General features: G+C 70.7%; 25 protein-coding genes. 20 read left to right on the forward strand and 5 right to left on the reverse strand.

Features of this window, described 5'->3' with window-relative positions:
- Positions 1-10: 10 nt before the first annotated feature.
- Positions 11-643 (reverse strand): MBL fold metallo-hydrolase, encoded by a 633-nt coding sequence (locus tag ACIBA9_RS10320; RefSeq protein WP_399361552.1) that lies wholly within the window; start codon positions 641-643, stop codon positions 11-13.
- Between the two features lie 409 nt (positions 644-1,052).
- On the opposite strand from ACIBA9_RS10320, the gene ACIBA9_RS10325 reads away from it, so the two are divergent.
- The 3 genes from ACIBA9_RS10325 to ACIBA9_RS10335 all read left to right on the forward strand — a co-directional run bounded on the left by ACIBA9_RS10325 (position 1,053) and on the right by ACIBA9_RS10335 (position 4,410).
- Complete coding sequence (locus ACIBA9_RS10325; RefSeq protein WP_399362092.1) at positions 1,053-1,928, forward strand: polysaccharide deacetylase family protein; 876 nt, start codon at positions 1,053-1,055, stop codon at positions 1,926-1,928.
- 292 nt (positions 1,929-2,220) lie between these two features.
- A complete protein-coding gene (locus ACIBA9_RS10330; RefSeq protein WP_399361554.1) occupies positions 2,221-3,345 on the forward strand; it encodes an alpha/beta hydrolase in 1,125 nt (374 codons plus the stop codon).
- Between the two features lie 195 nt (positions 3,346-3,540).
- A complete protein-coding gene (locus tag ACIBA9_RS10335; RefSeq protein ID WP_399361556.1) occupies positions 3,541-4,410 on the forward strand; it encodes a trypsin-like serine peptidase in 870 nt (289 codons plus the stop codon).
- A gap of 39 nt (positions 4,411-4,449) precedes the next feature.
- Here ACIBA9_RS10335 and ACIBA9_RS10340 read toward each other — a convergent pair whose 3' ends face one another.
- Both ACIBA9_RS10340 and ACIBA9_RS10345 read right to left on the reverse strand, forming a co-directional pair.
- A complete protein-coding gene (locus ACIBA9_RS10340; protein WP_399361557.1) occupies positions 4,450-6,435 on the reverse strand; it encodes an ArnT family glycosyltransferase in 1,986 nt (661 codons plus the stop codon).
- Between the two features lie 214 nt (positions 6,436-6,649).
- The gene (locus ACIBA9_RS10345; protein ID WP_399361559.1) at positions 6,650-8,365 is read right to left on the reverse strand and encodes a chitinase; all 1,716 of its coding nucleotides are present in this window, start codon (positions 8,363-8,365) and stop codon (positions 6,650-6,652) included.
- Between the two features lie 361 nt (positions 8,366-8,726).
- Between ACIBA9_RS10345 and ACIBA9_RS10350 the strand changes: the two genes are divergently transcribed.
- From ACIBA9_RS10350 to ACIBA9_RS10415, 14 genes are all read left to right on the forward strand, one after another.
- On the forward strand, positions 8,727-9,557 hold the full coding sequence (locus ACIBA9_RS10350; RefSeq protein WP_399362094.1) for a hypothetical protein: 831 nt from the start codon (positions 8,727-8,729) through the stop codon (positions 9,555-9,557).
- Between the two features lie 77 nt (positions 9,558-9,634).
- A complete protein-coding gene (cpaB, locus tag ACIBA9_RS10355) occupies positions 9,635-10,345 on the forward strand; it encodes a Flp pilus assembly protein CpaB (RefSeq protein ID WP_362154345.1) in 711 nt (236 codons plus the stop codon).
- 12 nt (positions 10,346-10,357) lie between these two features.
- The gene (locus ACIBA9_RS10360; RefSeq protein ID WP_399361561.1) at positions 10,358-11,590 is read left to right on the forward strand and encodes a CpaE family protein; all 1,233 of its coding nucleotides are present in this window, start codon (positions 10,358-10,360) and stop codon (positions 11,588-11,590) included.
- 7 nt (positions 11,591-11,597) lie between these two features.
- Positions 11,598-11,978, forward strand: coding sequence for a pilus assembly protein (locus tag ACIBA9_RS10365; protein WP_399361563.1), 381 nt, complete (start codon positions 11,598-11,600; stop codon positions 11,976-11,978).
- Positions 11,978-12,346 carry a TadE/TadG family type IV pilus assembly protein gene (locus ACIBA9_RS10370; RefSeq protein ID WP_399361565.1) on the forward strand — a complete coding sequence of 123 codons (369 nt, stop codon included), beginning with the start codon at positions 11,978-11,980 and terminating at the stop codon, positions 12,344-12,346. Before ACIBA9_RS10365 ends, ACIBA9_RS10370 begins: the two co-directional genes overlap by 1 nt.
- Positions 12,343-13,680 carry a CpaF family protein gene (locus ACIBA9_RS10375; RefSeq protein WP_399361567.1) on the forward strand — a complete coding sequence of 446 codons (1,338 nt, stop codon included), beginning with the start codon at positions 12,343-12,345 and terminating at the stop codon, positions 13,678-13,680. Before ACIBA9_RS10370 ends, ACIBA9_RS10375 begins: the two co-directional genes overlap by 4 nt.
- 12 nt (positions 13,681-13,692) lie before the next feature.
- Entirely contained in the window at positions 13,693-14,637 is a 945-nt protein-coding gene (locus ACIBA9_RS10380) for a type II secretion system F family protein (protein ID WP_399361569.1), read from the forward strand.
- A 16-nt stretch (positions 14,638-14,653) separates the two neighbouring features.
- On the forward strand, positions 14,654-15,547 hold the full coding sequence (locus tag ACIBA9_RS10385) for a DUF5936 domain-containing protein (RefSeq protein WP_399361571.1): 894 nt from the start codon (positions 14,654-14,656) through the stop codon (positions 15,545-15,547).
- 316 nt (positions 15,548-15,863) lie between these two features.
- Complete coding sequence (locus tag ACIBA9_RS10390; RefSeq protein WP_399362096.1) at positions 15,864-17,063, forward strand: sensor histidine kinase; 1,200 nt, start codon at positions 15,864-15,866, stop codon at positions 17,061-17,063.
- A complete protein-coding gene (locus tag ACIBA9_RS10395) occupies positions 17,063-17,812 on the forward strand; it encodes a response regulator (RefSeq protein ID WP_399361573.1) in 750 nt (249 codons plus the stop codon). The genes ACIBA9_RS10390 and ACIBA9_RS10395 overlap by 1 nt, the downstream gene beginning before the upstream one ends.
- 119 nt (positions 17,813-17,931) lie before the next feature.
- The gene (locus ACIBA9_RS10400; RefSeq protein WP_399361575.1) at positions 17,932-18,123 is read left to right on the forward strand and encodes a Flp family type IVb pilin; all 192 of its coding nucleotides are present in this window, start codon (positions 17,932-17,934) and stop codon (positions 18,121-18,123) included.
- On the forward strand, positions 18,120-18,713 hold the full coding sequence (locus ACIBA9_RS10405) for a pilus assembly protein TadG-related protein (protein ID WP_399362098.1): 594 nt from the start codon (positions 18,120-18,122) through the stop codon (positions 18,711-18,713). The genes ACIBA9_RS10400 and ACIBA9_RS10405 overlap by 4 nt, the downstream gene beginning before the upstream one ends.
- A gap of 34 nt (positions 18,714-18,747) precedes the next feature.
- Positions 18,748-19,329 (forward strand): hypothetical protein, encoded by a 582-nt coding sequence (locus ACIBA9_RS10410; RefSeq protein ID WP_399361577.1) that lies wholly within the window; start codon positions 18,748-18,750, stop codon positions 19,327-19,329.
- A gap of 7 nt (positions 19,330-19,336) precedes the next feature.
- Positions 19,337-19,969, forward strand: coding sequence for an OmpA family protein (locus tag ACIBA9_RS10415; RefSeq protein WP_399361579.1), 633 nt, complete (start codon positions 19,337-19,339; stop codon positions 19,967-19,969).
- 32 nt (positions 19,970-20,001) lie between these two features.
- On the opposite strand, the gene ACIBA9_RS10420 is transcribed toward ACIBA9_RS10415, so the two are convergent.
- Positions 20,002-20,391 carry a DUF192 domain-containing protein gene (locus ACIBA9_RS10420; protein WP_399361581.1) on the reverse strand — a complete coding sequence of 130 codons (390 nt, stop codon included), beginning with the start codon at positions 20,389-20,391 and terminating at the stop codon, positions 20,002-20,004.
- A gap of 352 nt (positions 20,392-20,743) precedes the next feature.
- Positions 20,744-21,241: a DinB family protein gene (locus ACIBA9_RS10425; protein ID WP_399361584.1), complete on the reverse strand. Its 498-nt coding sequence runs from the start codon at positions 21,239-21,241 to the stop codon at positions 20,744-20,746.
- Between the two features lie 51 nt (positions 21,242-21,292).
- Between ACIBA9_RS10425 and ACIBA9_RS10430 the strand changes: the two genes are divergently transcribed.
- The 3 genes from ACIBA9_RS10430 to ACIBA9_RS10440 all read left to right on the forward strand — a co-directional run bounded on the left by ACIBA9_RS10430 (position 21,293) and on the right by ACIBA9_RS10440 (position 25,251).
- Positions 21,293-22,078, forward strand: coding sequence for a methyltransferase domain-containing protein (locus tag ACIBA9_RS10430; RefSeq protein ID WP_399361585.1), 786 nt, complete (start codon positions 21,293-21,295; stop codon positions 22,076-22,078).
- Positions 22,079-22,776: 698 nt separating this feature from the next.
- Complete coding sequence (locus ACIBA9_RS10435; RefSeq protein WP_362154308.1) at positions 22,777-23,550, forward strand: isoprenyl transferase; 774 nt, start codon at positions 22,777-22,779, stop codon at positions 23,548-23,550.
- Between the two features lie 375 nt (positions 23,551-23,925).
- Complete coding sequence (locus ACIBA9_RS10440; protein ID WP_399361588.1) at positions 23,926-25,251, forward strand: PhoH family protein; 1,326 nt, start codon at positions 23,926-23,928, stop codon at positions 25,249-25,251.
- Positions 25,252-25,427 lie beyond the last annotated feature (176 nt).

The raw sequence follows: 25,427 nt of genomic DNA on the forward strand, positions 1-25,427 counted from the left end.
TACCCTGTTCTCACGTGATGCGGCGGAGCCAGTCCTCCACGCGCTCGCCCACCTCGCCGACGGTGGTGACGTCGCCGTGTCCCGGGCACACCACCGTCTCGGGAGGCAGGGTGACGAGGCGCTCGCGGATCGAGTGGATCATCGCCTGGAAGTCGGAGTCCTCCGGCCCGATGACTCCAGGGCCGCGCGAGAGCAGCATGTCCCCGGTGAAGACGCGACGCAGCGCCGGATCGTACAGACTTACCGATCCCGGCGTGTGGCCCGGAGTGTGACGTACCGTCAGAGTGGTTCCGGCGACGTCGATCACCCGGCCGTCGACGAGTTCCTCGTCGGGGACACGGCTGGGAAAGCTGCGGCGCCACAGCTCCAGGTCGTCCGGGTGCAGCATGATGGGAGCCCCGGTGCGGTCCGACAGAGCCACCGCCGCGTCGACGTGTCCGCTGTGTGCGTGGGTGCATGCGATCGCCACCACGCGGCGGTCGCCGAGCGCCGTGGCGATGACGTCCGGCTCGTGTGCGGCGTCGACCACCATCGCCTGCTCGTCGTCACCGACGATCCACACGTTGTTCTCCATCGGCGTGGTGTCGGCGTCCGGCCCGGCCGCGACGCCGGTCGTCACCACGCACTCGACCCGGGCGGTCACGACATCACCGTCGGGAGCGCTCGGCCGCGGGCGGTCACCCGCGCACTGGGGTCCTTTGCCTGCCGTTCCATGGAACAGCCCCTTTCCGGATGAGGCCCTCTACCCAGTGGACCTCGCCGGGCATGCGGCAGCAACCGGCAGGTCTTCCCTCACCGGGGCGTACGCGTTGACCTGCAGGAACTCATGACCGCTGACCTCTAAGCGATGTCCCGTGCTTCCCGAGCGGCTGCGCGACTCCTTCACCCGCCGCACCCGCCGCCTCCTGCCGGACGCCGGCTGTGTGACCCGCATCATGGCGGGGCGATGTGGGCTCTGGCCATATTCTCACCCTCCGCTGAACTTCGCTTTTCATTCCGCGGTTACCTTCCAGCAGAGTCAAGGTCGGCTTTGCAGTCAGGAGACCGGAGCGGTGAAGCGACGCAACACAGGCGGCAGGTGCTACGCCTCGCTGGTCAGCGTGCTCCTGGCCGTGTCCGTAGGCGGCTGCGGCGTGAGCGGTGGCAACGCGACCGGTCCGGCGGCCACCTCGTCGGCGTCCGCCGGCGTCGGCGGCACGCCCGGGACCGCGTCGCACATCACGGCTGAGTCTGCCGCCTGGCACAAGTGGGGCCTGACACCACTGCCCGCGCCTCCCGAGCCCCCCGCGGACAAACCCATCAAGCTGTCCGCGACCGGCCCGATCCCGGTCTTCAGGCGTGTACCGACATCCCGGAAGGTCGTCTTCATCACCGTCGACGACGGACTGGAAAAGGACCCCAGGTTCATCGAGATGATGCGGGACCTGAAAATCCCGATCACGATGTTCCTGATGAACGACGCCATCAAGTCGGACTACGGGTACTTCAAGCCGCTGCAGGCGATGGGCAACCACATCCAGAACCACACCCTGCACCATCCCGCGATGAACACCATTCCGCTGAACCGCCAGAAGCAAGAGGTGTGCGGCGACCAGAAGATTCTCACCCAGCAGTTCGGCACCGCCCCCTTCCTCTTCCGGCCGCCCTACGGGGCGTACGACAACAACACCAAGATCGCGGTGGGAGATTGCGGGCCGCGAGCGATCGTCTGGTGGCGCGAATCCATGCAGATACGCAATATGCAGTACCAGGAGCCCGGCAAGAAGCTGCGTCCCGGCGACATCATCCTCGCCCACTTCCGCGGCCCTGCGGAGCTCAAGGGCGCCACCATGACGGAGATGTTCGCGAATCTGCTCAAGCGCATCCGGGAACAGGGCTTCGCGGTGGCCCGCCTGGAGGACTACATCCAGCCGCCGGCCGGACACTGAACCGACAGGAAATCAGTGTGCTTCATAGCCGTTGCACTCTTTCGGCATCGGGGCGCGGGCCGCGCGGCATACGCCGCGGCCGGCTGAATCGGGTCGGAACCTCGCCCGACATTTGCTCGTCTATCTGACAGACACCGCATCTCGTACTTGTGCGAGAAGACCCCCGATCCGGGCCCGATCGAACATCCGGCGACATTGCGTCCCTCGGGTCAAGGCCAAGGAAGGCCCCGAGCAAGCCCTCGCAACCAAGTGCGGGCGGCGCCGGGCAGAAAGCGCAGGCAGGTAACAGCCCATGGCTCTCACAAGCAACAAAGTGCTGATGCTGGCGATCGTCCTCGCCGCCGTACTGTGCCTTGGCACGGTATGGCTGTGGCCGCGCCTGGCCCGGCGGAACTGGCGGGCCGTCAGCGGACGTTTCGGGCTGCTGCTCGCCACCCAGGTGGCGGCCCTCGCCACGGTGGGACTCGCGACCAACCAGGCGTTCGGCTTCTACGCCAGCTGGTCCGACCTGTTCGGCCAGGAGACCGTCCAGGGAGTAGTCGTCGACCACCTGGCAGAGGGCGGCGGCAGCCCCGTCCAAGTGCTCTCCACCTCCCCTGTCATCGGTGCGAGCAGCGCGCTGCCGCAGCTGGCTGGGCAGGTCCAGAAGGTCGACATCATCGGCCGTACGACCCATCTCGCCGCGCCGGCGTTCGTATACCTACCCCCGGAGTACTTCCAGCCGCAGAATCACGCGCGCAAGTTCCCGGTGTCCGTCGTCCTCACGGGTTACCCGGGCACGGCCCAGGCGCTGGTGGACAAGCTGCACTACCCGACCACAGTTCAGCAGCTGGCCAAAAGCGGGAAGATGCAGCCGATGATCCTGGTGATGCTCCGTCCGACCGTGGCGCCGCCGCGGGACACCGAGTGCGTCGACGTTCCCGGCGGCCCGCACGCCGAGACGTTCTTCGCCAAGGATCTGCGCGATTCGGTGATGGCCCGCTACCGGGTCGACAAGACGCCCGCCAGTTGGGGCATCGCCGGCGACTCGACCGGCGGCTACTGCGCACTCAAGATCGCCATGCACCACCCGGGTTCGTACGCGGCCGCCGCGGGCCTGTCGCCGTACTACCGGGCGCTGATCGACCCCACCACCGGTGACCTCTTCCACGGCGACAAGAACCTGCAGCACCGTGCCGACCTCTTCTGGGCGCTCAAGCATCTGGCCGCCCCCGAGACGTCGCTGCTCGTCACCAGCAGCAGGGTCGGTGAGCACAACTACAAGGACACGCTCAAGTTCATAAAGGGTGTCCAGGGCACAAACGTGACCAGAATTTCGTCGATCATCCTTCCGAACGGCGGGCACAACTTCAACACCTGGAAGCGGGAGATCCCGCCGATGCTGCAGTGGATGAGCGAGCGGCTGGTCGCGCACTGAGCCACCGGTGCCTGACGCCCCCGAACGGGTGGTGTGGCCGGCCGCGAACGGCCCTACAGGCGCTCGAACGCCAGGCGTTCAGGCCGGACGGCAGATCACTCCTCTGGCGCCGACGACCGATCCGGGCGGGGGATTGTGACGGGAGCCTCCCGGTCAGCACCTCCCGAACTCCCGGCCCGCGTCGATAATGACCTTGTGCGCTCGCTAGCCAGGAATGCCATCCTGCCGCTGACGCTGGTCATCGTCGGGGCAGCCGCGGTGATGGGCGACGCCGCGAGGGAGACCCATGCGGCCGGAAGCAGCGGGCGCGGCGGCTTCGGCAAGTCCGGCGAGCCGGGCCAGTCCCAGCGGGATCAGGACCAGGACCACCCCGCTACGGCCCCGGCCAAGGACGGCATCGCGTACACCCCCCGCAGGACCGAGGGGAACGCCCGGATCGGCGCGGTCTTCGAGAAGGACGACCACGGCGCCCACTTCTGCACGGCGAGCGTGGTGCGGAGTCCGGGCCGGAACATGCTGATCACCGCGGCCCACTGCGCCTTCGACGCCGACTCCGGACAGCCGCTGAACGACTTGGTCTTCGCCCCCGGCTACCGCAACGGCGACGAACCCACCGGCCTGTGGAAGGTCGGCAAGGTGGTCGTCGACGACCGCTGGGCCACGTCGCAGGACGAGGACCTCGACGTCGCCTTCCTCATCCTGGACCAGAAGGACGGCAAGAACATTCAGGACTTCCTGGGCGGCAACTCTCTCGGCATCAACCGCGGCTTCGACAACAAGGTCAAGATCACCGGCTACCCCACCAGCCGCGACACCCCCCTCTCATGCCAGAACCGCACCACGAAGTTCAGCGACACCCAGCTGCGGATCCAGTGCACCCACCTCGAGGACGGGACCAGCGGCAGCCCCTGGCTCGCCGACTACGACCCCAAGAGCCACACCGGCACCGTCATCGGCGTCCTGGGCGGCTACGAGGGCGGCGGTGACCAGGACGATGTCTCCTACGCCGCATACTTCGACGACGACATCGCCAAGCTCTATCGGCGCGCCCAGGACGAGGACTGAGCCCGTCGAAGGGCTGAAGGAGCCACCGCCGGTGAGCCCTCATGTGCTGCTGCCCGGGCCCCTCTCGTGGCCCGGGCCGCAGTCGTACAGCGCCTCCGCATGGTCGCCGGAGCCGTAGGCCGTCGAGGGCACGACCGTGCAGTGGCCGACGGTCCAGCGCACGATCACGGCAGTGGAGGTGACCGCCTGGCGCAGGCTGCTGTTCGCCTCGGCACGCTTCAGGACGACGTAGCGCAGCCGGCCGGTGTCTATGAGCTCGCGGAAGCCACCGGACGTCGGATACGGGACCCGGCCGGTGAAGCCGCCCATGGGCAGCACATGCGCGTCGGCGGAGATGATGTAGGGCGCGGCCTCCCACCAGCCGGGTACTGCGGCCAGGTACTCGGCGCCGCCTCGGTGCGCGGTCAGGTAGGCCAGCAGGCGTTCCCGGGTCGGGCCGAGCTTCGCGGACGGGTTGCCCACCGGAAGGTTGGTGGGGCCCACTCGGCCCAGTGAGCCGGGCTGGTTGTAGCGCAGGGACAGCGCCGACGCCGACCAGGCGGCCGGGATGAGCAGGACCGCGGCGAGCCCGGCGGCCAGGCCGGCCGTGACGAGGCGCGGCCGTCGGCGGATGCGGGACAGCACCAGGGCGACCAGGCCGAGGGCCGCGGCGGTGGGGACGGACCAGGGGAGGAAGCGCGGGTACCACAGCGTCAGGGCCACGCACCAGGCGAGGTTCACGGCGATCACGCCGGGCAGCACCCAGGCCCGTCGACCGCCCCTGCGGCACGCCCGCCAGGCCTGTACGGCCCCGGCGCCGCCCATCGCGGCCAGCGCCACGGCGACGACACCCATGTAATAGGTGTGTCCGGTCACGCTGCCGAAGCTGAACACCAGGAAGAACGTGACCAGCCACGACCCCCACAGCACATGGCCTGCCAGCACTCGGTCCGTGCGGGCCGCGCGCCGCCGCCACAGCGCCCATGCGCCGCCCGCGATCCCGAGCGCGGCCAGCGGGTACAGCCATCCTGTCTGTGTGGCGATCCCGGGGCTGAACATCTTCCAGACGCTGTCGCCCAGGCCGGGCCCGGTGCCGGCCGTCCGCAAGCTCTCGTTGGGGGTGACGCTGCCGGCGGCGGCCGCGTCGAGGCCATGGAAGCGGGTCAGGAAGTTGTAGCCGACGACCAGACCGTACGCCGAGTTGTCCGTGGTGCCGTCGAGGTAAGGGCGCTCGGAGGCCGGGGCCAGCGTGGCCACCGCCATCCACGACAGCGACACGCCGAAGGCCACCGCACCGGCCAGCGCGACGTCCAGGAGCCGACGGCGCAGCGCCGTGGGCGCGGCGACGAGGTAGGTCACAGCGAGCGCGGGCAGCACCGCCCAGGCCTCCAGCATTTTGCACTGGAAGGCCGCGCCCACCCATACCCCCGCGAGCAGCAGCCGGCGGCCCTGGCCCCGCTCGGTCGCCCGCTGGGTGGCCGCGGCGGCCAGAAGCAGCAGAAGGGTGAACGGCGAGTCCTCCGTGACGGACCGCCCAAGGCCGACGAACACGGGAGTGAGGGTCAAAAAGCCCGCCGCCAGCAGACCGGCCGGCACGCCCGCCCAGCGGCGTACCAGTCGATGGAGCAGGACCACGCAGGCCATGCCTTCGATCGCCTGCGGCAGCACCAGCGCCCATGGACGAAAGCCGAAGACCAGCGCCGACAGGGCCTGCGGCCACAGGTAGCCGGGCAGCTTGTCGATCGTGATCGTGTTGCCCGGGTCGAAGGATCCGTAGAAGAAGGCGACCGGATCGTCGGTCATGCTGCGCACGCCGGCCGCGTAGAACGCGTGGAACGAGCTGTCGTCCAGGTCCCACAGGGTGAGCACGGCGGCCACCGCCACGATGCCCAGCAACACCGGGAGCTCGTACGTCGGCCGCGGCGTACCCGGGTGGGGCGCGGGTGGCGCCGACCCGCCGCCGCGGGGCCGGTTCAGCAGGGCGGAGATGGCGCGCACCGGCGCGGGCTCGGCGCCTCGCTCCTGGGTCGGCTGGCTGTGGGGCATGAACATGAACGGCCTTTCGGGACTCCCGAGAACTCGATCCGGACGCAGTGGGAAATCCGGACCCTGGGGAGTATCGGTCGGTCGACATGCACGGAACCTGAACGCGGACTTAACCGCGTACAGGTCTCACCGCCCTCTCACTCATCCATCGGCTCGCAGGACGAAGCGCCCGGGCCGGCGATGGCCCGGGCGCTCGTGTCGTGGGTTGCTCGCGCTACGGCAGCGCGTGCACGTGGGCTCCCACCGCGTTCGACCAGGCGTTGCCCGAGGAGGCGTCCCAGTTGGTGGACCAGGTCATCGCGCCCCGCAGGTCGGGGTAGGTCTTGGACGGCTTGAAGGTGCCGCAGCCCGTGCCCTTGGCCAGGCAGTCGAGGGCGTTGTTGACGACCGTGGGGGACACGTACCCGCTGCCCGCGCCGCTGGTGGAGGCGGGGAGGCCGAGGCCCACCTGGGAGGGGGAGAGGCCGCCCTGGAGCTGGATGCAGGCGAGGGCGGTGAGGAAGTCCACCGAACCCTGGCTGTAGACCTTGCCGTCACAGCCCAGCATCGAACCGCTGTTGTAGTACTGCATGTTGACGACGGTGAGGATGTCCTTGACGTTCAGGGCCGTCTGGAAGTAGGAGTTCGACGTCGACTGCATGTCGATCGTCTGGGGGGCCATGGTGATGATCAGGGACGAGCCCGCCTTCGCGGAGAGCGAGCGCAGCGCCTGGGTCATGTAGGTGGCGTTGAGGCCGTTCTCCAGGTCGATGTCGACCCCGTCGAAGCCGTACGTCTGCATCAGTGAGTACACCGAGTTGGCGAAGTTGGCCGCCGACGCCGAGTCGCTGATCGACACCGTGCCGTTCTGGCCGCCGATCGAGACGATGACCTTCTTGCCCGCAGCCTGCTTGGCCTTGATGTCCGCCTTGAACTGGTCGACCGTGTAGCCGCCGAGGCCGGCCGAGTCCAGGTTGAACGTCACCGCGCCCGGTGTCGGGGCCGCGTCCGCGAAGGCGACCGCGATGATGTCGTAGGCGGCGGGCACGTCGGACAGCTTCTGCACCGTGGCGCCGTTGTTGAAGTTCTGCCAGTAGCCCGTGACGGCGTGCTTGGGGAGTGTGCCTCCGCCCCCGCCGCCGGTGGTGGACGTGGTCCCGGTGACCGTCGCCGACTTCGCCGACTCGCCCGCCGCGTTGGTCGCCGTGACCTGGAAGGAGTACGACGTGGCGGCGGACAGGCCGCTCACCGTCGCGGACGTGCCCGTCACCGCCGTCACCTTCGTGCCGTCGCGATAGACGTTGTAGCCCGTCGCGCCCGACACGGTGGACCAGGTGAGGGAGACCGAGGAGGCGGTCGTGCCGGAGACCGCGAGACCGGACGGGGCGGCCGGGACGGTCGGGGCCGGGTCGCCGCCCCCGCCGCCGTCGGGGCCGTACAGCGAGACGTCGTCGGCGTAGTAGGCCGCCTGGCCGTACCAGCCGTGGGTGTAGAGCGTGACGGAGGTGGTGGAGGCGCCCGTGGTGAAGGTCGTCGACAGCTGCTTCCACGCCGCCGTGTCCGGAGTCCACGTCGAGACGTCGGTCGTGCCCGTGCCCGTCACGCCCAGGTAGGAGTAGCCGCCCTGGACCCACGCGCTCAGCGTGTAGGTGGAGTTGGGCTTGACCGCCACCGGCTGGGTGCACTGGGCGTTGTCCTGGCCGGCCGGGGTCGCCTTCAGGGCGGCGGAGCCGCCGTGGACCGGCGAGGAGACCGTCGTCCCGCTGCCGGACGTACAGGTCCAGTTCGTCAGGCCCGACTCGAAGCCCGCGTTCCTCACGTTGTTGACGTCCGCCGCGGAGGCGGGCGAGGCGGCGACGAGGCCGGTGACCGAGAGGGCGAGGGCGGTGGCGGCGGACCACGCCGCGAGCCGGGGTCTGCGGGATCTGGGTATGCCTGGTGCGCGGTCCACTGGAGCCTCCGGTGGGGAGTTCGGCGGGGAGGGAGTGCGGAACGGTGGCCACCGTCGGCTCTACAAGTTGGTCCAGACCAATCGGGGTGTCAAGAGGTCCAGACCAAAATGGTCCGTACCCGCGACCGCGTCCCCACCCGGACGGACGGAGCAACCTGTCCGCATTTGCCGTGAGTTGCGGCAAGAGAGATCCCCGCGAGCTTCACAAACGCTGTTCTCCGGCCAGACGGCCGTGGATACAGTGCTCAGGTAGTCACGCAATGAAGTCGTTCTGGCACGTCGGAGTCACCCCGACGGGCCGGCGGGTGTGAAGAGCGGGGAGCTGCGCGTGCCAACTGCCATCGCCGTGACCAGCGCCGACATGGCGCTGCCGGCGCAGGACGAACGGACCATGCCCGCCGTCGTCCTGCGCGACCTCGACCAACGGCCGCTCGACCAGGTCCTGACCGAACTCCACACCTGCCTGGAGCAGTACGGATACCTGGTCGTCGTCTGCTCGACGGCCACCCCGGAACCGGTCCTGCGACGGCTGCACACCCTGCGCTCGCTGCTGGAGAGCGACCGCATCGCCTTCTTCCGGCCCGAACTGCCGCCGCTCGGCGTCGCCGTCCTCGCCCGGCAGCTGCGCCAGCTGGCCTCCTGCGACCTGAGCCCGGGCGTGCTGGCCTCCGCCGGGCGCCTGCTCACCCACTACCTGCACGCCGGCGCCGTCCTCGGCTCCGTGGCCAGGCTGGACCGCGTCCCGGTCGGACTCAAGGCACACGCCAAGTCCTGGGTGCTCGGCAGCCAGTTCGCCGTCCTCGCCCACCCCGAGCCGCAGCTCGTGCGCGTCGGACCCGACGCCACACTGAAAGGCCCGGAGTTCGGCACCTGGATGCTCGTCGCCAAGGGGCAGCTGCAGAGCGAGTGGGCCGCGGGCCTCGGCACGCGGTGGAACGCGCACGGACTGCGCGAGACCCCGCTGCCCGCCGAGTCCCCGGTGTGGTGGGGGACCGGCCGGATGATCGAGTTCTGCGGCTACCTGGCCGACCTCTCCGTGCTCTACCAGCTCGTCACCTCCGTCCGGCAGAGCACCTGCCACTGGTGCGGCCTCGACGTCATCGGCGACCGCTGCGTCTTCTGCTCGGCCACCCCACCGCCCGCCCATGAACCACCCGCGCCACGCGCCCTGGACCAGCGCGCCCCCGTCTGACCGGCCCACGCGCCCGACCCGCACGCCCGACACTCACATCCCGCTCGACCGAGTCCCCCAATGAGGTTGCACGGTTCATGAACTCCCGTCAGCGCCGCGGCGTGATACTCCTGATCCTGTCGGCCCTGTGCGCTCTCGGCGCGTTCGCCGGCGTGCTCTCCGTCATCCGTGACGTGAACTCCAAGGTCGGCCCCGAGGTCACCGCCTACCGGGTGAAGTCCAGGGTCGAGCCGTACACCGCGCTGAGTACCGGACAGTTCGAGAAGATCCGGATGCCCAGGCGGTGGCTATCCGACAATGCCGTCACCGACCTCCGCCAGATCCAGGGCAAGATCGCCGTGACCACCCTCCAGGCCGGCTCCCTGCTCCAGCGGGACATGGTCGTCGACCAGCCCGCCCTCCAGCCCGGACAGCAGGAGGTCGCCATCATGATCGACGCGGCCACGGGCGTGGCCGGGAAGATCACGCCGGGCTCGCGCGTCAACGTCTACGCCACCTTCGCCGGCCGGAAGGAGAGCGACCCCGACCAGTCGAAGATCATCGTCACCAACGCCCGTGTCCTCGACGTCGGCCAGATCACCGCCCTCGACCCCAACAGCGACAAGGACCGGCAGCAACAGCCCAGCGAGGCCGTCCCCATCACCTTCGCGCTCTCCACCCTCGACGCCCAGCGCATCACCTACGCCGAGTCCTTCGCCCAGCGCGTCCGGCTCGCACTGGTGGCACCCGGCGGCGGGACCGGCGTCCCCGACAAGGACCGCACCTACGAACTCGCGACGGACAAGTGAGAGGCGCCCCGCATGCCCACCAGGATCCTCCCGGCCGGTGCGGACCCGGACGCCGTCCGCTCCCTGGTCACCCTGCTCAGCCAGCTCCCCGACGCCGAACCACAGCCACCGGCGACCGACTCCACCCAACTGGTCGACACCCTCGCCCGGCTCGCCGCGGAGTCCATCGACGAACTACCGGAAGTCGTCGTCGTCCATGAACGCATCGGCCCGGTCCCGGCCCTGGACCTGATCCGCGAGGTCGCCCTGCGCTTCCCGGCCGTCGGCGTCATCCTCGTCACCACCGACGCCGGTCCCGGACTGTTCGCCGCCGCTATGGACTCCGGCGCCCGCGGCCTGGTCGCGCTGCCGCTGTCGTACGAGGAACTCGCCGGCCGCGTCCAGGCCGTCGCCCAGTGGTCCACCGGGGTCCGACGGCACCTCGGCCACGGCGCCGACGTGTTCAGCGGAGCCGGCGGTACGGTCGTCACGGTCAGCGGCGCCAAGGGCGGCACCGGCGCCACCCTGACCGCCGTCCAGCTGGCCCTCGCCGCGCAGGCCTCCGGTCGCGCCACCGCCCTGGTCGACCTCGACCTGCAGACCGGTGACATCGCCTCCTACCTGGACATCCAGTTCCGCCGGTCCGTGGTGGACCTCGCGACGATCACCGACATCTCGCCCCGCGTCCTCGCCGACGCCGTCTTCCGCCACGACACCGGGCTCGCCCTGCTTCTCGCGCCCGCCGAGGGCGAACGCGGCGAGGAGGTCACCGACCGAGCGGCCCGGCAGATCGTCAGCGCCCTGCGCTCCCGCTACGAGGTCGTCGTCGTCGACTGCGGCTCGCAGCTCGGCGGGGCGGGCGCCGCGGCCGTCGAGATGGCCGACACGGCCCTGCTCGTCACCACCCCGGACGTCATCGCCGTACGCGCCGCCAAGCGGACCGTGCGGATGTGGGACCGGCTCCAGATCCGCAAGGCCGAGGAGACGACCGTCGTCGTCAACCGGCACACCCGGCACACGGAGATCCAGCCCGCCCTGGTGCAGCGCATCACCGGCACGGCCGTCGCGCGCACCGCGGTCCCCGCCAACTTCAAGGAGCTGCAAGGGGTGGTCGACGCGGGACGCATCCACGAACTGGACGGCAAGAGCACCGTGAAGCAGGCCCTGTGGGCGCTCGCCGCCGAACTGGGGCTGGTGAACGCCGCCGAGGGCACGCACCGGGGCGGAAGCCGACCGGCGGTCGGCTTCCGCCGGCGGAAGGAGTGAGCGTGCGATGAGACGGCCGGATCGTGATCGGGGACAGGTCAGCATCGAGTTGCTCGGGATGACACCGGTGATCCTCCTGACGTTGGTGCTCGTGTGGCAGGCCGTGCTGGTGGGGTACACCTTCACGCTGGCCGGGAACGCCGCCGACGAGGCGGTGCGGGCCGGAACGGCGGCACCCCCGGGAGGCGCGCGCCAGGCCGCCTGCGCGGAGGCGGGGCTGAGGCACCTGTCCGCGGCATGGCGGGGTGGCGCCTCGGTGTCGTGCGGCGGCACGGGCTTGGTGACGGCGAGGGTGAAGTTGCACGTTCCCGTCCTCTTCCCCGGCCTGATCGACTTCCCGGCCGAGGTGACCGGCCACGCCGGCGCCGTCGAGGAGGCGAAGCACTGATGCCGTACGGACGAGAGCGGCGCGACCGAGGCCAAGTGGCCATCGAGTACCTCGGGTTCGTCCCGATCCTGCTGATCGTGGCCTTGGCCGGCATCCAGATCGGAGCCGCCGCCTACGCCGCCGAGCAGGCCGGTACGGCGGCCCGGGCGGGGGCGCGGGCACAGTCGCTCGGGCAGAGCGCGACACAGGCGTGCGCGCAGGCCGTCAGCGGCGCACTGCACGTGGAGTGCAGCCGCACCGGAGGCGACGCCGACTCGGTCACCGTCACCGCCCGCGTCACCATCCCCAAGATCCTCTGGAACTTCGGCGAAGCCACCAAGTCCGCCACCATGCCGCGCGACCACCGAGCGAGGAGCAGCGCACCATGAGCCTGCGGGCACGGATCAACACCCCGGAGGAGCACGGCAGCCGGGGCGAGGACGGACACCTGGTCGCCTCCTACCGGGCCAAGCTGCTCCAGGAGATCGACCTCGCGGAGATGAGCTCGCTGGCCGCCGCCGAGCGCCGGGCCCGGCTGGAACGGGTCCTCGGGCACATCATCAGCCGCGAGGGCCCGGTGCTGTCGACGGTGGAGCGCGCGCAGCTGATCCGCCGGGTCGTGGACGAGGCGCTCGGCCTCGGCATCCTCGAACCGCTCCTGGAGGACGCCTCCGTCACCGAGATCATGGTGAACGGCCCCGACGCGATCTTCGTCGAACGCGGCGGCCGGGTCGAGCAGTTGCCGCTGCGCTTCGTCTCCACCGACCAGCTGATGCAGACCATCGAGCGGATCGTCTCCACGGTGAACCGCCGCGTCGACGAGTCCAACCCGATGGTCGACGCCCGCCTCCCCTCCGGCGAGCGGGTCAACGTCATCATCCCGCCCCTGTCCCTGACCGGCCCCATCCTCACCATCCGCCGCTTCCCGCGCTCCTTCACACTCCAGGAGCTGATCGCGTTCGGCTCGCTCGACGAGCACATGGTGTATCTGCTGGCCGGCCTGGTGCAGGCCAAGTTCAACATCATCGTCTCCGGTGCGACCGGCACCGGCAAGACGACCCTGCTGAACGCCCTGTCCGGGCTGATCCCCTCCCACGAGCGCATCATCACCATCGAGGACTCGGCCGAACTCCAGCTCCAGCAGACGCACGTGGTCCGCCTGGAGTCCCGCCCGCCCAACGTGGAGGGCAACGGCCAGGTCACCATTCGCGACCTGGTCCGCAACTCGCTGCGGATGCGGCCCGACCGGATCGTGGTCGGCGAGGTCCGCGGCGGCGAGTCCCTCGACATGCTCCAGGCGATGTCCACCGGCCACGACGGCTCCCTGGCCACCGTGCACGCCAACAGTGCCGAGGACGCCCTGACCCGGCTGCAGACCCTCGCCTCGATGTCCAACGTCGAGGTGCCCTTCGTGGCCTTGCACGACCAGATCAACAGTGCCGTCGACGTCATCGTCCAGCTCACCCGGTTCGCCGACGGCGCCCGCCGGATCACCGAGGTCGCCCTGCTCGACAGCCACGGCGGGGAGCCGTACCGGCTGGCGACCGTGGCCCGCTTCGACGCCCGGCCCATGACCCCGGACGGCCGGGTGCACGGCGCCTTCGGGTACTTCCCGCTGCCCCGCCGTACCGCAGACCGCCTCTACATGGCGGGCCAGCCCATCCCGCAGGCCTTCGGGGTCGCCCACTCCGCGGACCAGCTCGCCACCCGAGAAGCCAGGTAGGTAGGCCACCTGATGGAACTCCACGCACTCGTCCAGCTCACCACCGCGGTGGCGTTGCTGACCTGCGTCCTGGCGGTGGCCGGCGCGCACGCCTACGCCTTGGGCCGGGCCCGGCGCGCCGCCCTCGTCGACCGCCTCGCACTCACCGGATCGCCCCCGGCGACCGGCCGCCGGCGCCGCTTCGGCGACCTGGACCGGCGGCTGCGCCGTACCGGCTTCGGCCGCTGGCTCGAACTGCGGCTGGCGGCCACCGGACTGGACGTCACCCCGGGCGAGTTCCTCGTCTACATGCTCGCCGTGGTCGCCGCGCTCTGGCTCCTCGGCCAGGCCACCCTCGCCCCCTTCTTCGGCCCCCTGGCGGGACTCATCGGCATCTGGGCGGCCCTGCAGTTCCTCAACTGGCAGCGCCAGAAACGCATCGAGCGCTTCATCGGGCAACTCCCCGAACTGGCCCGCATCCTGGCCAACGCCACCCAGGCCGGACTCGCCCTGCGCACCGCGATCGGCATGGCGGCGGAGGAGCTGGAGGCCCCGGCGGGCGAGGAACTCGGCAAGGTCGCCGACCAGCTGGCCATCGGCCACTCCCTGGACGACGCGCTCGGTGAACTCGCCGACCGCCTCCCCTCCCGCGAGCTGGTCGTCCTGGTGACCACCCTCGTGCTGTCCAACCGGGCGGGCGGCCAGGTGGTGTCCGCGCTGCGGAACCTGACCGAGACGCTGGAGGAGCGCAAGGAGACCCGGCGCGAGATCCGCACCCAGCTCTCCCAGGTGACCATGACGTCGTACGCCGTCCCCGTCCTCGGGATCGGCGCCCTGTTCCTGATGAACGGCGTGAAGGACGGCGCCCTGGCGCGCATGACCGGTTCACCGGCCGGCCAGGCCTGCGTGATCATCGCGTTCGCCCTGTACGCCGTCGGCTTCGTCCTCATCCGGCGCATGAGCCGGATCGACGTGTGAGGGGGCGCTGACCCGTATGCCACTCGGATTCCTGCTCGCACTGCTGATGGGCGCCGGCGTCTGGGGCGTCTTCGCCGGCATCCGCATGTACCGCGCGGACGCCAAACTCCCCGGCGATCTCGCCGTGGCGCTCGAGGTCGGCGCCACGCGCACCGGCGCCGTCGGCTCGGTCGTCGACCGCCTGGGCATGCGCTACGCCCCGGCCGTCCTGCGTCTGATGGGCCCGCGGCTGGTCGCCAAGTACCGCCGCAGGATCGACCTCGCCGGCAACCCCGGCGGCCTGACCATCGACCGTTACGCGGCCCGGCGCGCGGTCTACGGCGCGCTGGGCGGCGTGGGCTGTCTGGTCTTCCTGCTGCGCGGCCAGTGGTTCGTGGCCCTGCTCCTGCTGCTGTTCGGCGCGTTCTGGACCGAGGTCGGCATCTGGTCGGCGATCCGCGTCCGCAAGGACGTCATCGAGCGCACGCTGCCCGACTTCCTGGACGTGCTCGCGGTGGTGGTCAGCTCGGGCCTCGGCTTCCGCCAGGCCCTGGACCGGGTCGCCTCCCACTACGAGGGTCCCTGGGCCGACGAACTGCGCATCACCCTCCGCCAGATGGACCTCGGCGTGAGCCGCCGCCAGGCCTTCGTCGAACTGCGCCGGCGCAACGACTCCGAGCAGGTCGCCATGTTCGTCACCGCCTTGCAGCAGGGCGAGGAGCTGGGCGCCCCCATCGTGGAGACCCTGGTCTCCCTGGCCAAGGACATGCGCCGCACCGACGCCCAGAACGCCCGCCGCAAGGCAGCCCGCGCGGTGCCCAAGGCCACGCTGATGATCACCACCTTCATGGTCCCGGCGACGATGCTCCTCCTCGGCGCGGGCCTGATCCTGGGCTCCGGCGTGGACTTCGGCTCGCTCACGGGGGGATGAGGCGGACGTGACGGTGACGGGTGTGACGCGGATGCCGGGGGTGGTGGGACGCGGGGGGCACGGCGAACGCCGTGCGGGCGCCCGGATCAGGGGGCGGCTGCGGACGGTGGCCGACCGGGCGGGGCGCCTGTCGAAGGGGGCGGGAGAGGCGCGGTCGGCGCCGGAGCCGGTTCCGGCGCCGGAGACCGAGCCGGTTTCGGCGCCGGAACCCGAGCCGGTTTCGGCGCACGTCGCCGGGCCGCCCGAGTCGGACCGCCTGGTCTGCCGGGCCGGACCCGAGCCCTCCGAGAGGATCCAGGTCCGCGCGCTGCAGGCGATGTGCCGCCAGGTCTTCGGCTTCCGGCTCGCCATGATCGCCGTGGCCGCCCCCGCCGCGCTGCTCAACGCCGCTCCCGGGCTGGGCGTCCGCCTGGTCGGCGCGGCCGTGGTCGCCACCTTCATGGTGTCCTACGTCCTCTTCCGCGACTGGGAACGCTTCGGCCCCCTGCTCCTGCGCCACCCCAGCCTCCTGGCGGCCGACACCGCGCTCGGTTCGCTCCTGCTGGTCTCGGCGGGCCCCGACACCACGCTCGCCTACGTCAGCGTCTGCACCCCGCTGCTGGCCGGTCTCGTCTACAGCTGGCGCGGCGCGGCCTGCTTCGCCTCCCTTCAGTCGCTGATCCTGCTCCTCGTCCACGCCGTCCTGAAGGCCGACCGGCACGCACCGGTCGCCGAGGCCCTGCTCCTGCCCGGCCTGTGCGTCATCGCCGGTGCCATGGGCTCGACCCTGCGCAATCTTCTGCTCCGCTTCGGCGCCGCCACCCAGGCCCTGACGGCGGCCCAGGCGCGCCTCGCGGCGACGGAGGCGGTGAGCGCGGAACGCGCCAGGCTGGCCCGCGAGATGCACGACTCCGTGGCCAAGACCCTGTACGGCGTGGCCCTGGCGGCGGACGGCCTGGCGGCGACCGCCTCGGCCGACGTGCCCGACCCGGTGCGCACGCGGCAGCAGGCGGAACTGGTGGCCCGCTCGGCGCGCAGGGCGGCGGCGGAGTCCCGGGAACTGCTGACGGACCTGCGACGGGAGCACCCCGGCACACCGGAGGAGACACCGGTGTGGCACCAACTGCGCTCTGTGGTGACCACGTTCACCGAGCGCACGGGCCTGCCGGTCTCCTTCCGCTGCCCCGACCCGGCCACCCTGCCCACGCTTCCCGTACCGCTGACCCGCCACCTCCTGGCCATCGCCGCGGAGGCGCTGGAGAACGCCCACCGCCACGCGTCCGCGAACCACGTCGAGGTGACGGTCACGCTCGACGGGGGCCTGCTCCGGCTCACGATCCACGACGACGGCACCGGTCTCCCGCCCGGCACCACCCTCGACCAGCTGCGTCTGCGCGGCCACTTCGGCCTGCTCGGCATGGTCGAACGAGCGGCGCGGTCGGGCGCCCGTATCCGGGTAGGCCGCGGTGGCCACGCCCGCGGGACGGAGGTGCGTCTGGAACTCCCCCTGCCCACAACGCCCGAGAGGGGGCCCTGATGCCGCCCCACACGCATCCCGCCCGGCCGCCGGACTCCGCCCCGCCCCTGCGGCTGCTGGTCGCCGACGACAACCCCGTGGTCCGCGCGGGCCTGACCGCACTGCTGTCGGGGCGGTCCGACACCACGGTGGTGGCGGAGGCCACGGACGGCCGCGAGGCCTGCGAGGCGGCGCTCCGGCACCGGCCCGACGTCATCCTGCTCGACGTCCGCATGCCCGGCGTGGACGGAATCTCGGCATTGCCGCACCTGGTGCGGCTGGCCCCGGTCATGATGCTGACGTACAGCCACGAGGCGGAGACGGTGCGGGAGGCGCTGCGGCGGGGAGCGGGGGGATACCTGGTGCACGGCGAGTTCACGACGGAGCAGCTGGTGCGGGCGGTGCGGGACGTACACGAGGGGCGTCCGCATGTGACGCCGGGTGCGGCCGAGGCGTTACTGACGGAGCTTCGGGCAAGTGCACCTGCACACGCCGTATCCCAATCTTCGGGCCGCTTAAGGGATTTTGCCTCCCCCACTCTTTCGCAACTGCAATCATCTGTGGGAGAGTCTTTCCGCTCGCGGTTCCGGCTGAGTACGAGGGAGGCGGAGATCATGGACCTCATCGCGTCCGGCATGAGCAACCAGCAGATCGCCGCCGTCTGCTTCATCAGCGAGAAGACGGTCAAGAACCACATCAACCGGATCTTCGCCAAGCTCCACACCACCACCCGCTCCCAGGCGACGGCTAAGTGGCTGGGGGTGGCCTGAGATGCCGACGGGCGCGATCGGCACCGACTGGGCCCGGGGTTGGGCCCTGGGGCCCTGGGCACGGATCTGGGCGAGTGCCTACGTTTGCGGGATCCGAAGCGAAGCCGGAGGGGAGCACCATGAGCGACTGGATGCTGAAGTTGATGGTGGCCATGCAGCGCGGGGGCGACGACAGGGGGCAGACCGCCGTCGAGTACCTCGGGATCATCGCGGTGGTGGTGGCGATCGTGCTGGCGATCACGGGCACGAGTATCGGGCAGTCGATCTACGACGCCATCACCAACAAGATCTCCGAGGTCACCGGGGGCTGATCCGGCGGTACACAGGCGACGACGCCGGGCAGGCCTTCCCCATCTACATCACGGTGGTGGCGGGCCTGCTCTTTCTTGCGCTCGCCTATCTCGCGGTGGGGCAGGCCGCGGTGAACCGTGGGGGCGCTCAGACGGCGGCCGACGCGGCAGCCCTGGCCGCGGCCCAGAACGGGCGGGCCCAGCTCGCGGCCATGTGGGACGCCGACGTGCGCGATCCGACGAAGTGGCCGGTCATCTTCGAGGGACGGGTACCCGTCGACAACCCGTGCCCGGACGCGGGACTGCTCGCGGCGCACAACGACGCGAAGCTCACCGGTTGCACCTGGCAGCCCCTGCGGTACACGGCCAAGGTCCGGACCGACAAGTCGGTCGGGGATTCCGTCGTCCCCGGGACGGAGGACTTCCACTCCACCGCTTCCGCCACGGCCGTGATCGAGTCGCGCTGCGAGTTCACACCTCCCGGTGCGGACGCCGGCGAGGACGCGTTGCCCCGACTCGTGTGTGACGGCACGCCTTGGACGCCGGACCCGGATGACAAAGCCACTCTGCCGGCGCCCGAGGACCTCTTCGACGTCCATCTGGCCGACTGACAAGCTCACGACGATCGATGAAGGAAGCACAGCGATGAGCATTCGGTTCACTGCGAAAGTTCGCAGGGGAACGGTCGCACTGACCGTCGTGGCCGGCCTGGCCGTCGGTATGGCCGGCTGCGGTGGAAGCGGCGGTGACGACAAGAGTCCGCGGAGTTCGGCCTCCGCGTCCAAGCAGGGTGGCTCCGACCCGAGCGCCCAGGAGGGGCAGTCGGACGAACCGCTGGCCGAGTTGAGAGGCTCGGCCGGTCTCATCCTCCAGATCACCTCCGCGCAACGCGACTCGGGTGGTTTCGTCACCGTCAACGGCACCTTGAAGAACGACGGGGCTCAGAGCGCCGTGGTCCCCGCGGCCCTGAGTGGCAACGAAACCGAGATCGTCAGGAACGGTCGGTCCCTGGGCGGCGCCACGCTGGTGGATCCTCAGGGGAAGAAGCGGTATTACGTGCTGCGGGACACCGAGGGCCGGCCCTTGACGACCACCGGGTTCTCGACCATCAGGGCCGGTGACAGCCTGGCGGTCTTCATGCAGTTCCCCGCACCCCCCGCGAACACGAGCGAGGTGGAGTTCCAGCTGCCGACCTTCGCCTCCGCCGGCATCAAGATCTCCGGGTGAGGCCCAAGTGACCACCACGCCCCGCCTCGGCCTCGTCCTGTCGGCAGCCGCCCTCCTCCTCGCGGCCCACCTCCGGGCAGCGGCCCCGGCACACGCCGACGACACCGACCCCGGCACACCCCCCGGCACCGAACCCTCCGCCACCGCGCCGGTGAAGGTGGATCCCACCGATCCGGAGCTGAAGCTGCCCGAGGGCGCCACCCTGGCGGAGCCCAAGGTGCTGGACATCAAGTCGGTCGTGGAGGACCAGAGCGGCGACGAGCGCAGGGAGGACACCAACGCCGACGTCACCTTCGCGCTCCAGGCGGAGGTGCTGTTCGGCAAGGACAGCGCCAAGCTCGGCGCGCAGGCGAAGGCTCGCATCGCGACGATCGCCGAGGAGATCAAGAAGCAGAACGCCACCCGGATCCGCGTCTTCGGCTTCACCGACAACCTCGGCACCTCCGCCCACGGAGACGTCCTGTCCAAGCAGCGCGCCAACGCCGTGCAGGCCGTCCTGGACCAGGACCTGAACGACCCGGAGGCCACCTTCGAGGTCCGTGGCTACGGCGAGCAGTACCCGATCGCCGACAACTCCACCGAGGCCGGCCGGAAGAAGAACCGCCGTGTCGAGGTCTCCTTCCCCCGAGCCGGGCAGTGAGGCGCGGCGGCGCGAGGCCGCCGCCCGTGACCTCAGGTGCGCGGCCCCTCGTGTACCTCCACCCGCGCTCCCTCCCGCAGCCCCCACCCCGCCATCGTCCCGGCCCGGGCCTCCAGCACATGCCGGGACCGCGGGCGGGGCAGGCCCAGGCGGCCCGGGGGCATCGTGCGGACGGCGAGGACGGTCAGCCCGCGGTCCAGATAGGCGACGTCGATCGGCATCCGCATCCCGAAGGTGTGCACTCCGCTCGCCGGTGACAGCAGCATCGCCCCGTCGATCGAGTCCCGGTCCAGCAGCCCTCTCGTACGGGCCCGATAGGACGTCGAGATCTCCAGGGGCACGGTCACGGCCGCCGCCTCCGTGCCGGCCCCCCGCACGATCAGCTCTCCTCGCCCGTCCCGCCAGCGCCCACGCCGCCCCATTCCCCGACCTCCCGCTCCACCGACACCGTCAACACCGCTCGTACGCCGCCATGTTCGTCCTCGTCCCGTCCTGCCCGCCAGAAGGAGCCGCGACGCCGAACCCGTCCGGCCGCTGTACGCCGACCCCTTCGCCGGCGACACCGCCTCGGTCCGGCTGCTGAAGAGACACGGCTTCACCCGCGAGGGCCACCCTGCGGCACGGGGGCGACGAACACGTCCTGTACGTCCTCGGCGGCCCCGAAGGCCCCACGGCCGGACGGCTCGGTCGGCAGACCGGTGAGCGGACCGGCTGACCGGCTGACGGGACGGGGACAGCCCGGGCCGCCCCGGCGACCGGGTCCCGGCGGGTGGCTCAGCCCGCCTGGGCCGCCGGCGGATGGTCGCCGGTCGCGCCGTCGATCAGCTCGCGCAGGATGTCCATGTGCCCCGCGTGCCGCGCGGTTTCCTCGATCATGTGGACCAGCGTCCAGCGCAGCGAGACCGGGTCGTCCCGCCAGGACGGGCGGCCCGCCGAGTCCAGGGGCAGGGCGGCGATCATCCGGTCCGCCGCGGCGCGGGCACGGCCGTAGAGGGCGACGATCTGCTCCGTCGTCTCCTCGGGGGTGATCCGCAGGTCGTCGTGCGGGGTGAACCAGAGGGGCTCGGCCACCCCGCCGAACGTCTCCACGAACCAGCCGTACTCGACCGCGGCCAGGTGCTTGACCAGGCCCAGCAGGCTGGTGCCGGTCGGTGTCATGGGGCGGCGCAGCGGCTCGTCGCCGAGGCCTTCCAGTTTCCAGAGCACGGCGTCCCGGTGCCGGTCCAGGCTCGCGCGCAGCGTGTCCTTCTCTCCGGCGAAGCAAGTCGTCATACGGGTGGAAAATAGCAGGGCCCACCGACAGGGCTTTGGGACCATGAAGGCATGACAGTGAACCGGACCTTCGAGGACCTCGTGGCCGAGGGCGCCGCCGCGCCGACCGAGGGGTGGGACTTCTCGTGGTTCGAGGGACGGGCCACCGAGGCACGGCCCTCCTGGGGATACGCCCGGTCGGCGGGGGAGCGGCTGGCCCGCGCCGAGTCCGCGCTCGACATCCAGACCGGCGGGGGCGAGGTGCTGGACTTCGCGCTGGGCGGGGTGGAGCCGGCCCGGCCGGGCGTCCTCGCGGCCACGGAGGGCTGGCCGCCGAACGTCGCCAAGGCCACGGCGCTGCTGCGGCCCCGGGGTGTGGTCGTCGTCGCCGCCCCGGACGACGCGCCGCTGCCGTTCGCCGAGGCGGCGTTCGACCTGGTGCTCAGCCGCCATCCGGTGCGCCCCCACTGGGACGAGATCGCCCGGGTGCTGCGGCCCGGCGGCACGTACTTCGCGCAGCACGTCGGGCCGGCCAGTGTCTTCGAACTGGTCGAGTACTTCCTCGGACCGCAGCCGGAGGAGGTGCGCGGTGTCCGTGATGCCGAGGGGGAGCGGGCCGGTGCCGAGGCGGCGGGCCTGGAGGTGGTCGGGCTGCGGGCCGAGCGGCTGCGGATGGAGTTCCGTGATGTCGGCGCGGTCGTGCACTTCCTGCGCAAGGTCGTCTGGATGGTCCCCGGGTTCACGGTGGAGGCGTACGAACCCCAACTCCGGGCGCTGCACGAGCGGATCGAGCGGGAAGGCCCGTTCGTCGCGCACAGCAGCCGGCACCTCTTCGACATACGCAAGCCGGGCGGCTGAGGGAGGCAACGGCCGGAAACGGGGCGTCGTTCACCTGAGGTTCGCCTGTGGTTTCCACATTGTTACCGAGACTGGTTCACAGACGTCCAGCGGGTCACGTAAGTTCAGACCAAGGTAATTCGCGTCAGCAAAGCCGCGCGAGACGGCACCGCGCGGTGGAGGGGGCTGCGCGGTGCCGGAGAGCCCGGTCATCGCGAGAGTCGGACTTCGCGTGGCGCGGGGGAGCCGCCGCGTCACCGTTCGCTGACCGGGTAGCCCATCGGAGGGATCCCCGGACAACTCACCGAACTATCACCAAGACGGGTTAATCCCTCTGGAAGTGTTCGTATCCGATCGAATCTTCCTGGGATTCCGCTGTGAATCGGCCATGAAACGCCCCGGAATTCAGTGTTCCGCCCCACCGCGCCGTCGCCGCGTAACTGCGGAGAGTAGTTGTCGCGCGCCAATGCACCCACCATCCCTCACGAAGGGTTATGGTGGAAACCCCCCCTCGGGCCGGTCCGTCTCCCCCCCACGGACCGGCCCGTTTTTCTTGGGGCACTCCCCGGCGCGCAGGACGCCGCGGCCCGCGTGCGACGGCGAAGACCGCAGCCGCGGCCCCCCAAGACCCAAGCCCCGGACCAGAACCAGGCCCCCAGCGGGGGTAGGCTCGACGGCTCCGGCACCCCGCATCCCGCGCCAAACCCCCGGAGGGTCACGTGAACCTGCGCGACAAGCTGCGCGGCCTGCTCGTCAGGCTCTACGCGCGCCGGGTGGAAGGCCACCTGGACCACGCTCAGGTGCCCAAGCACATCGGCGTCATCATGGACGGCAACCGCCGCTGGGCGAAGGCCTCCGGCTCCAGCGCCGTCCACGGGCACCGGGCCGGTGCCGAGAAGATCGAGGAGTTCCTCGGCTGGTGCAGCGAGACCGACGTCGAGGTCGTCACCCTGTGGCTGCTCTCCACGGACAACTTCGACCGCCCGCAGGAGGAACTGGTCCCGCTGCTCGGCATCATCGAGGACGTCGTCCGCACCCTCGCCGCCGACGGCCGCTGGCGGGTGCACCACGTCGGCACCCGCGACCTGCTGCCCGCGCCGATGCAGACGACGCTGAAGGAAGCCGAGGACACCACCGCCCACATCGACGGGATAGTGGTCAACGTGGCCATCGGCTACGGCGGGCGCCAGGAGATCGCCGACGCCGTGCGCGCCATGCTGCTCGACGCCCAGGACAAGGGCGTGCCGCTGGAGCAGCTCGCCGAGTCCGTCGACGTCGACATGATCGGCCGTCACCTCTACACCGGCGCCCAGCCCGACCCGGACCTGGTGATCCGCACCAGCGGCGAACAGCGCCTGTCCGGATTCATGCTCTGGCAGACCGCGCACTCCGAGTACTACTTCTGCGAGGTCTTCTGGCCGGCCTTCCGCAAGGTCGACTTCCTGCGCGCCCTGCGCGACTACGCCGCACGTCACCGCCGCTTCGGCGGCTGAGCGCGCACCCCGCCGCCCCGTCGCCTCCCGGCGGCGGGGCGGCTGCCGTATACCCCGATTCGGACAGAAGTAACAAGGAGTTCACCAGCGCGCTGTTGGCTGTATCTGCATGGCGGCGCATGTTCGAGGGCATAAGCCAGACAGGTCGACACCCGAACCACGGGCGTCGGATCTCAGCGGACGGCACGGGGCCGTCCGCCCGGGAGGCCCTTTGCACCAGCCCGACCGTGCGGTCACCGCGCGGAAGCAGCCGCGGAGGGCCGGTATCCGGCCCGCCCTGCGCGGAGGCCGGGAACCGGCCGCATTGCTCCCAGCCTCCCGGCCCGGCTTCCACTTCGTCGCTCCCCGACCTCATCCGAGGGGGTACGTCCTTCCGTGGTGACCAGCGTAAAGCGCCACAAGCCTGACCGGCGCACCTATGTTCTCGACACCAGCGTCCTGCTGGCCGACCCCAACGCCTTGACCCGCTTCGACGAGCACGAGGTCGTGCTCCCCATCGTCGTGGTCACGGAACTGGAGGCCAAGAGGCACCATCCGGAGCTCGGCTATTTCGCCCGCCAGGCCCTGCGCCTGCTGGACGACTACCGGGTGAAGCACGGTCGCCTCGACGCCCCCATCCCGATCGGGGAACTCGGCGGCACGGTCCGTGTCGAGCTCAATCACTCGGACCCCAGCGTGCTGCCCACCGGCTACCGCCTGGGTGACAACGACTCCCGCATCCTGGCGGTGGCCCGCAATCTGCAGGCCGAGGGGTTCGACGTCACCGTGGTGTCGAAGGACCTGCCCCTGCGGATCAAGGCCTCGTCCGTGGGCCTGCTGGCCGAGGAGTACCGGGCCGAACTCGCCATCACCGAGAACTCCGGCTGGACCGGCATGTCCGAACTGACGCTCTCGGGCGAGCAGGTGGACATCCTCTTCGACGAGGGCCATGTGTACGTCCCGGAGGCCGCCGACCTCCCCGTGCACACCGGGCTGACCATCCAGTCCGAGCGCGGCAAGGCGCTCGGCAGGGTCTCCGCCGAGGGCAACGTCCGCCTGGTGCGGGGCGACCGCGAGGCGTTCGGCATCAAGGGCCGCAGCGCCGAACAGCGCATCGCGCTCGATCTGCTGCTCGACCCGGACGTCGGCATCGTCTCGATGGGCGGCCGGGCCGGCACCGGCAAGTCGGCCCTGGCGTTGTGCGCGGGCCTGGAGGCCGTCCTGGAGCGCCGCCAGCACAAGAAGGTGATGGTCTTCCGTCCGCTGTACGCGGTCGGGGGGCAGGAGCTGGGCTATCTCCCGGGCAGCGAGGCGGAGAAGATGAGCCCGTGGGCGCAGGCCGTCTTCGACACGCTCTCGGCCGTCACCAGCCGCGAGGTCATCGAGGAGGTCACCGCGCGCGGGATGCTGGAGGTGCTCCCGCTCACCCACATCCGCGGCCGCTCGCTGCACGACGCGTACGTGATCGTGGACGAGGCGCAGTCCCTGGAGCGGAACGTCCTGCTCACCGTGCTGTCCCGTATCGGCGCCAACTCGCGGGTCGTGCTGACCCATGACGTGGCACAGCGGGACAATCTGCGCGTCGGGCGCTACGACGGTGTGGTCGCCGTGGTGGAGAAGCTGAAGGGACACCCGCTCTTCGCGCACGTCACGCTGACCCGCTCGGAGAGGTCCCAGATCGCCGCCCTGGTCACCGAGATGCTCGAGGACGGTCATATCTAAGGACAACCACGGTATATCCGGTCAAGCCGCACAGGCGTCGTCCGGCAAGGCGTAGGAGCCTAGCCGGGCGGCGCCTTCGCGTGTGGCCGTTTCCTGAAATCCCTGGAGCGAAACGGGATGTGAGCTTTCACACGCAACTCGGAATTGCCACCTGCCACCGGGTTACGGCAGAGTCT

Origin of the sequence: Streptomyces sp. NPDC051452 (assembly GCF_044454765.1) — a bacterium.
Taxonomy (GTDB): domain Bacteria; phylum Actinomycetota; class Actinomycetes; order Streptomycetales; family Streptomycetaceae; genus Streptomyces.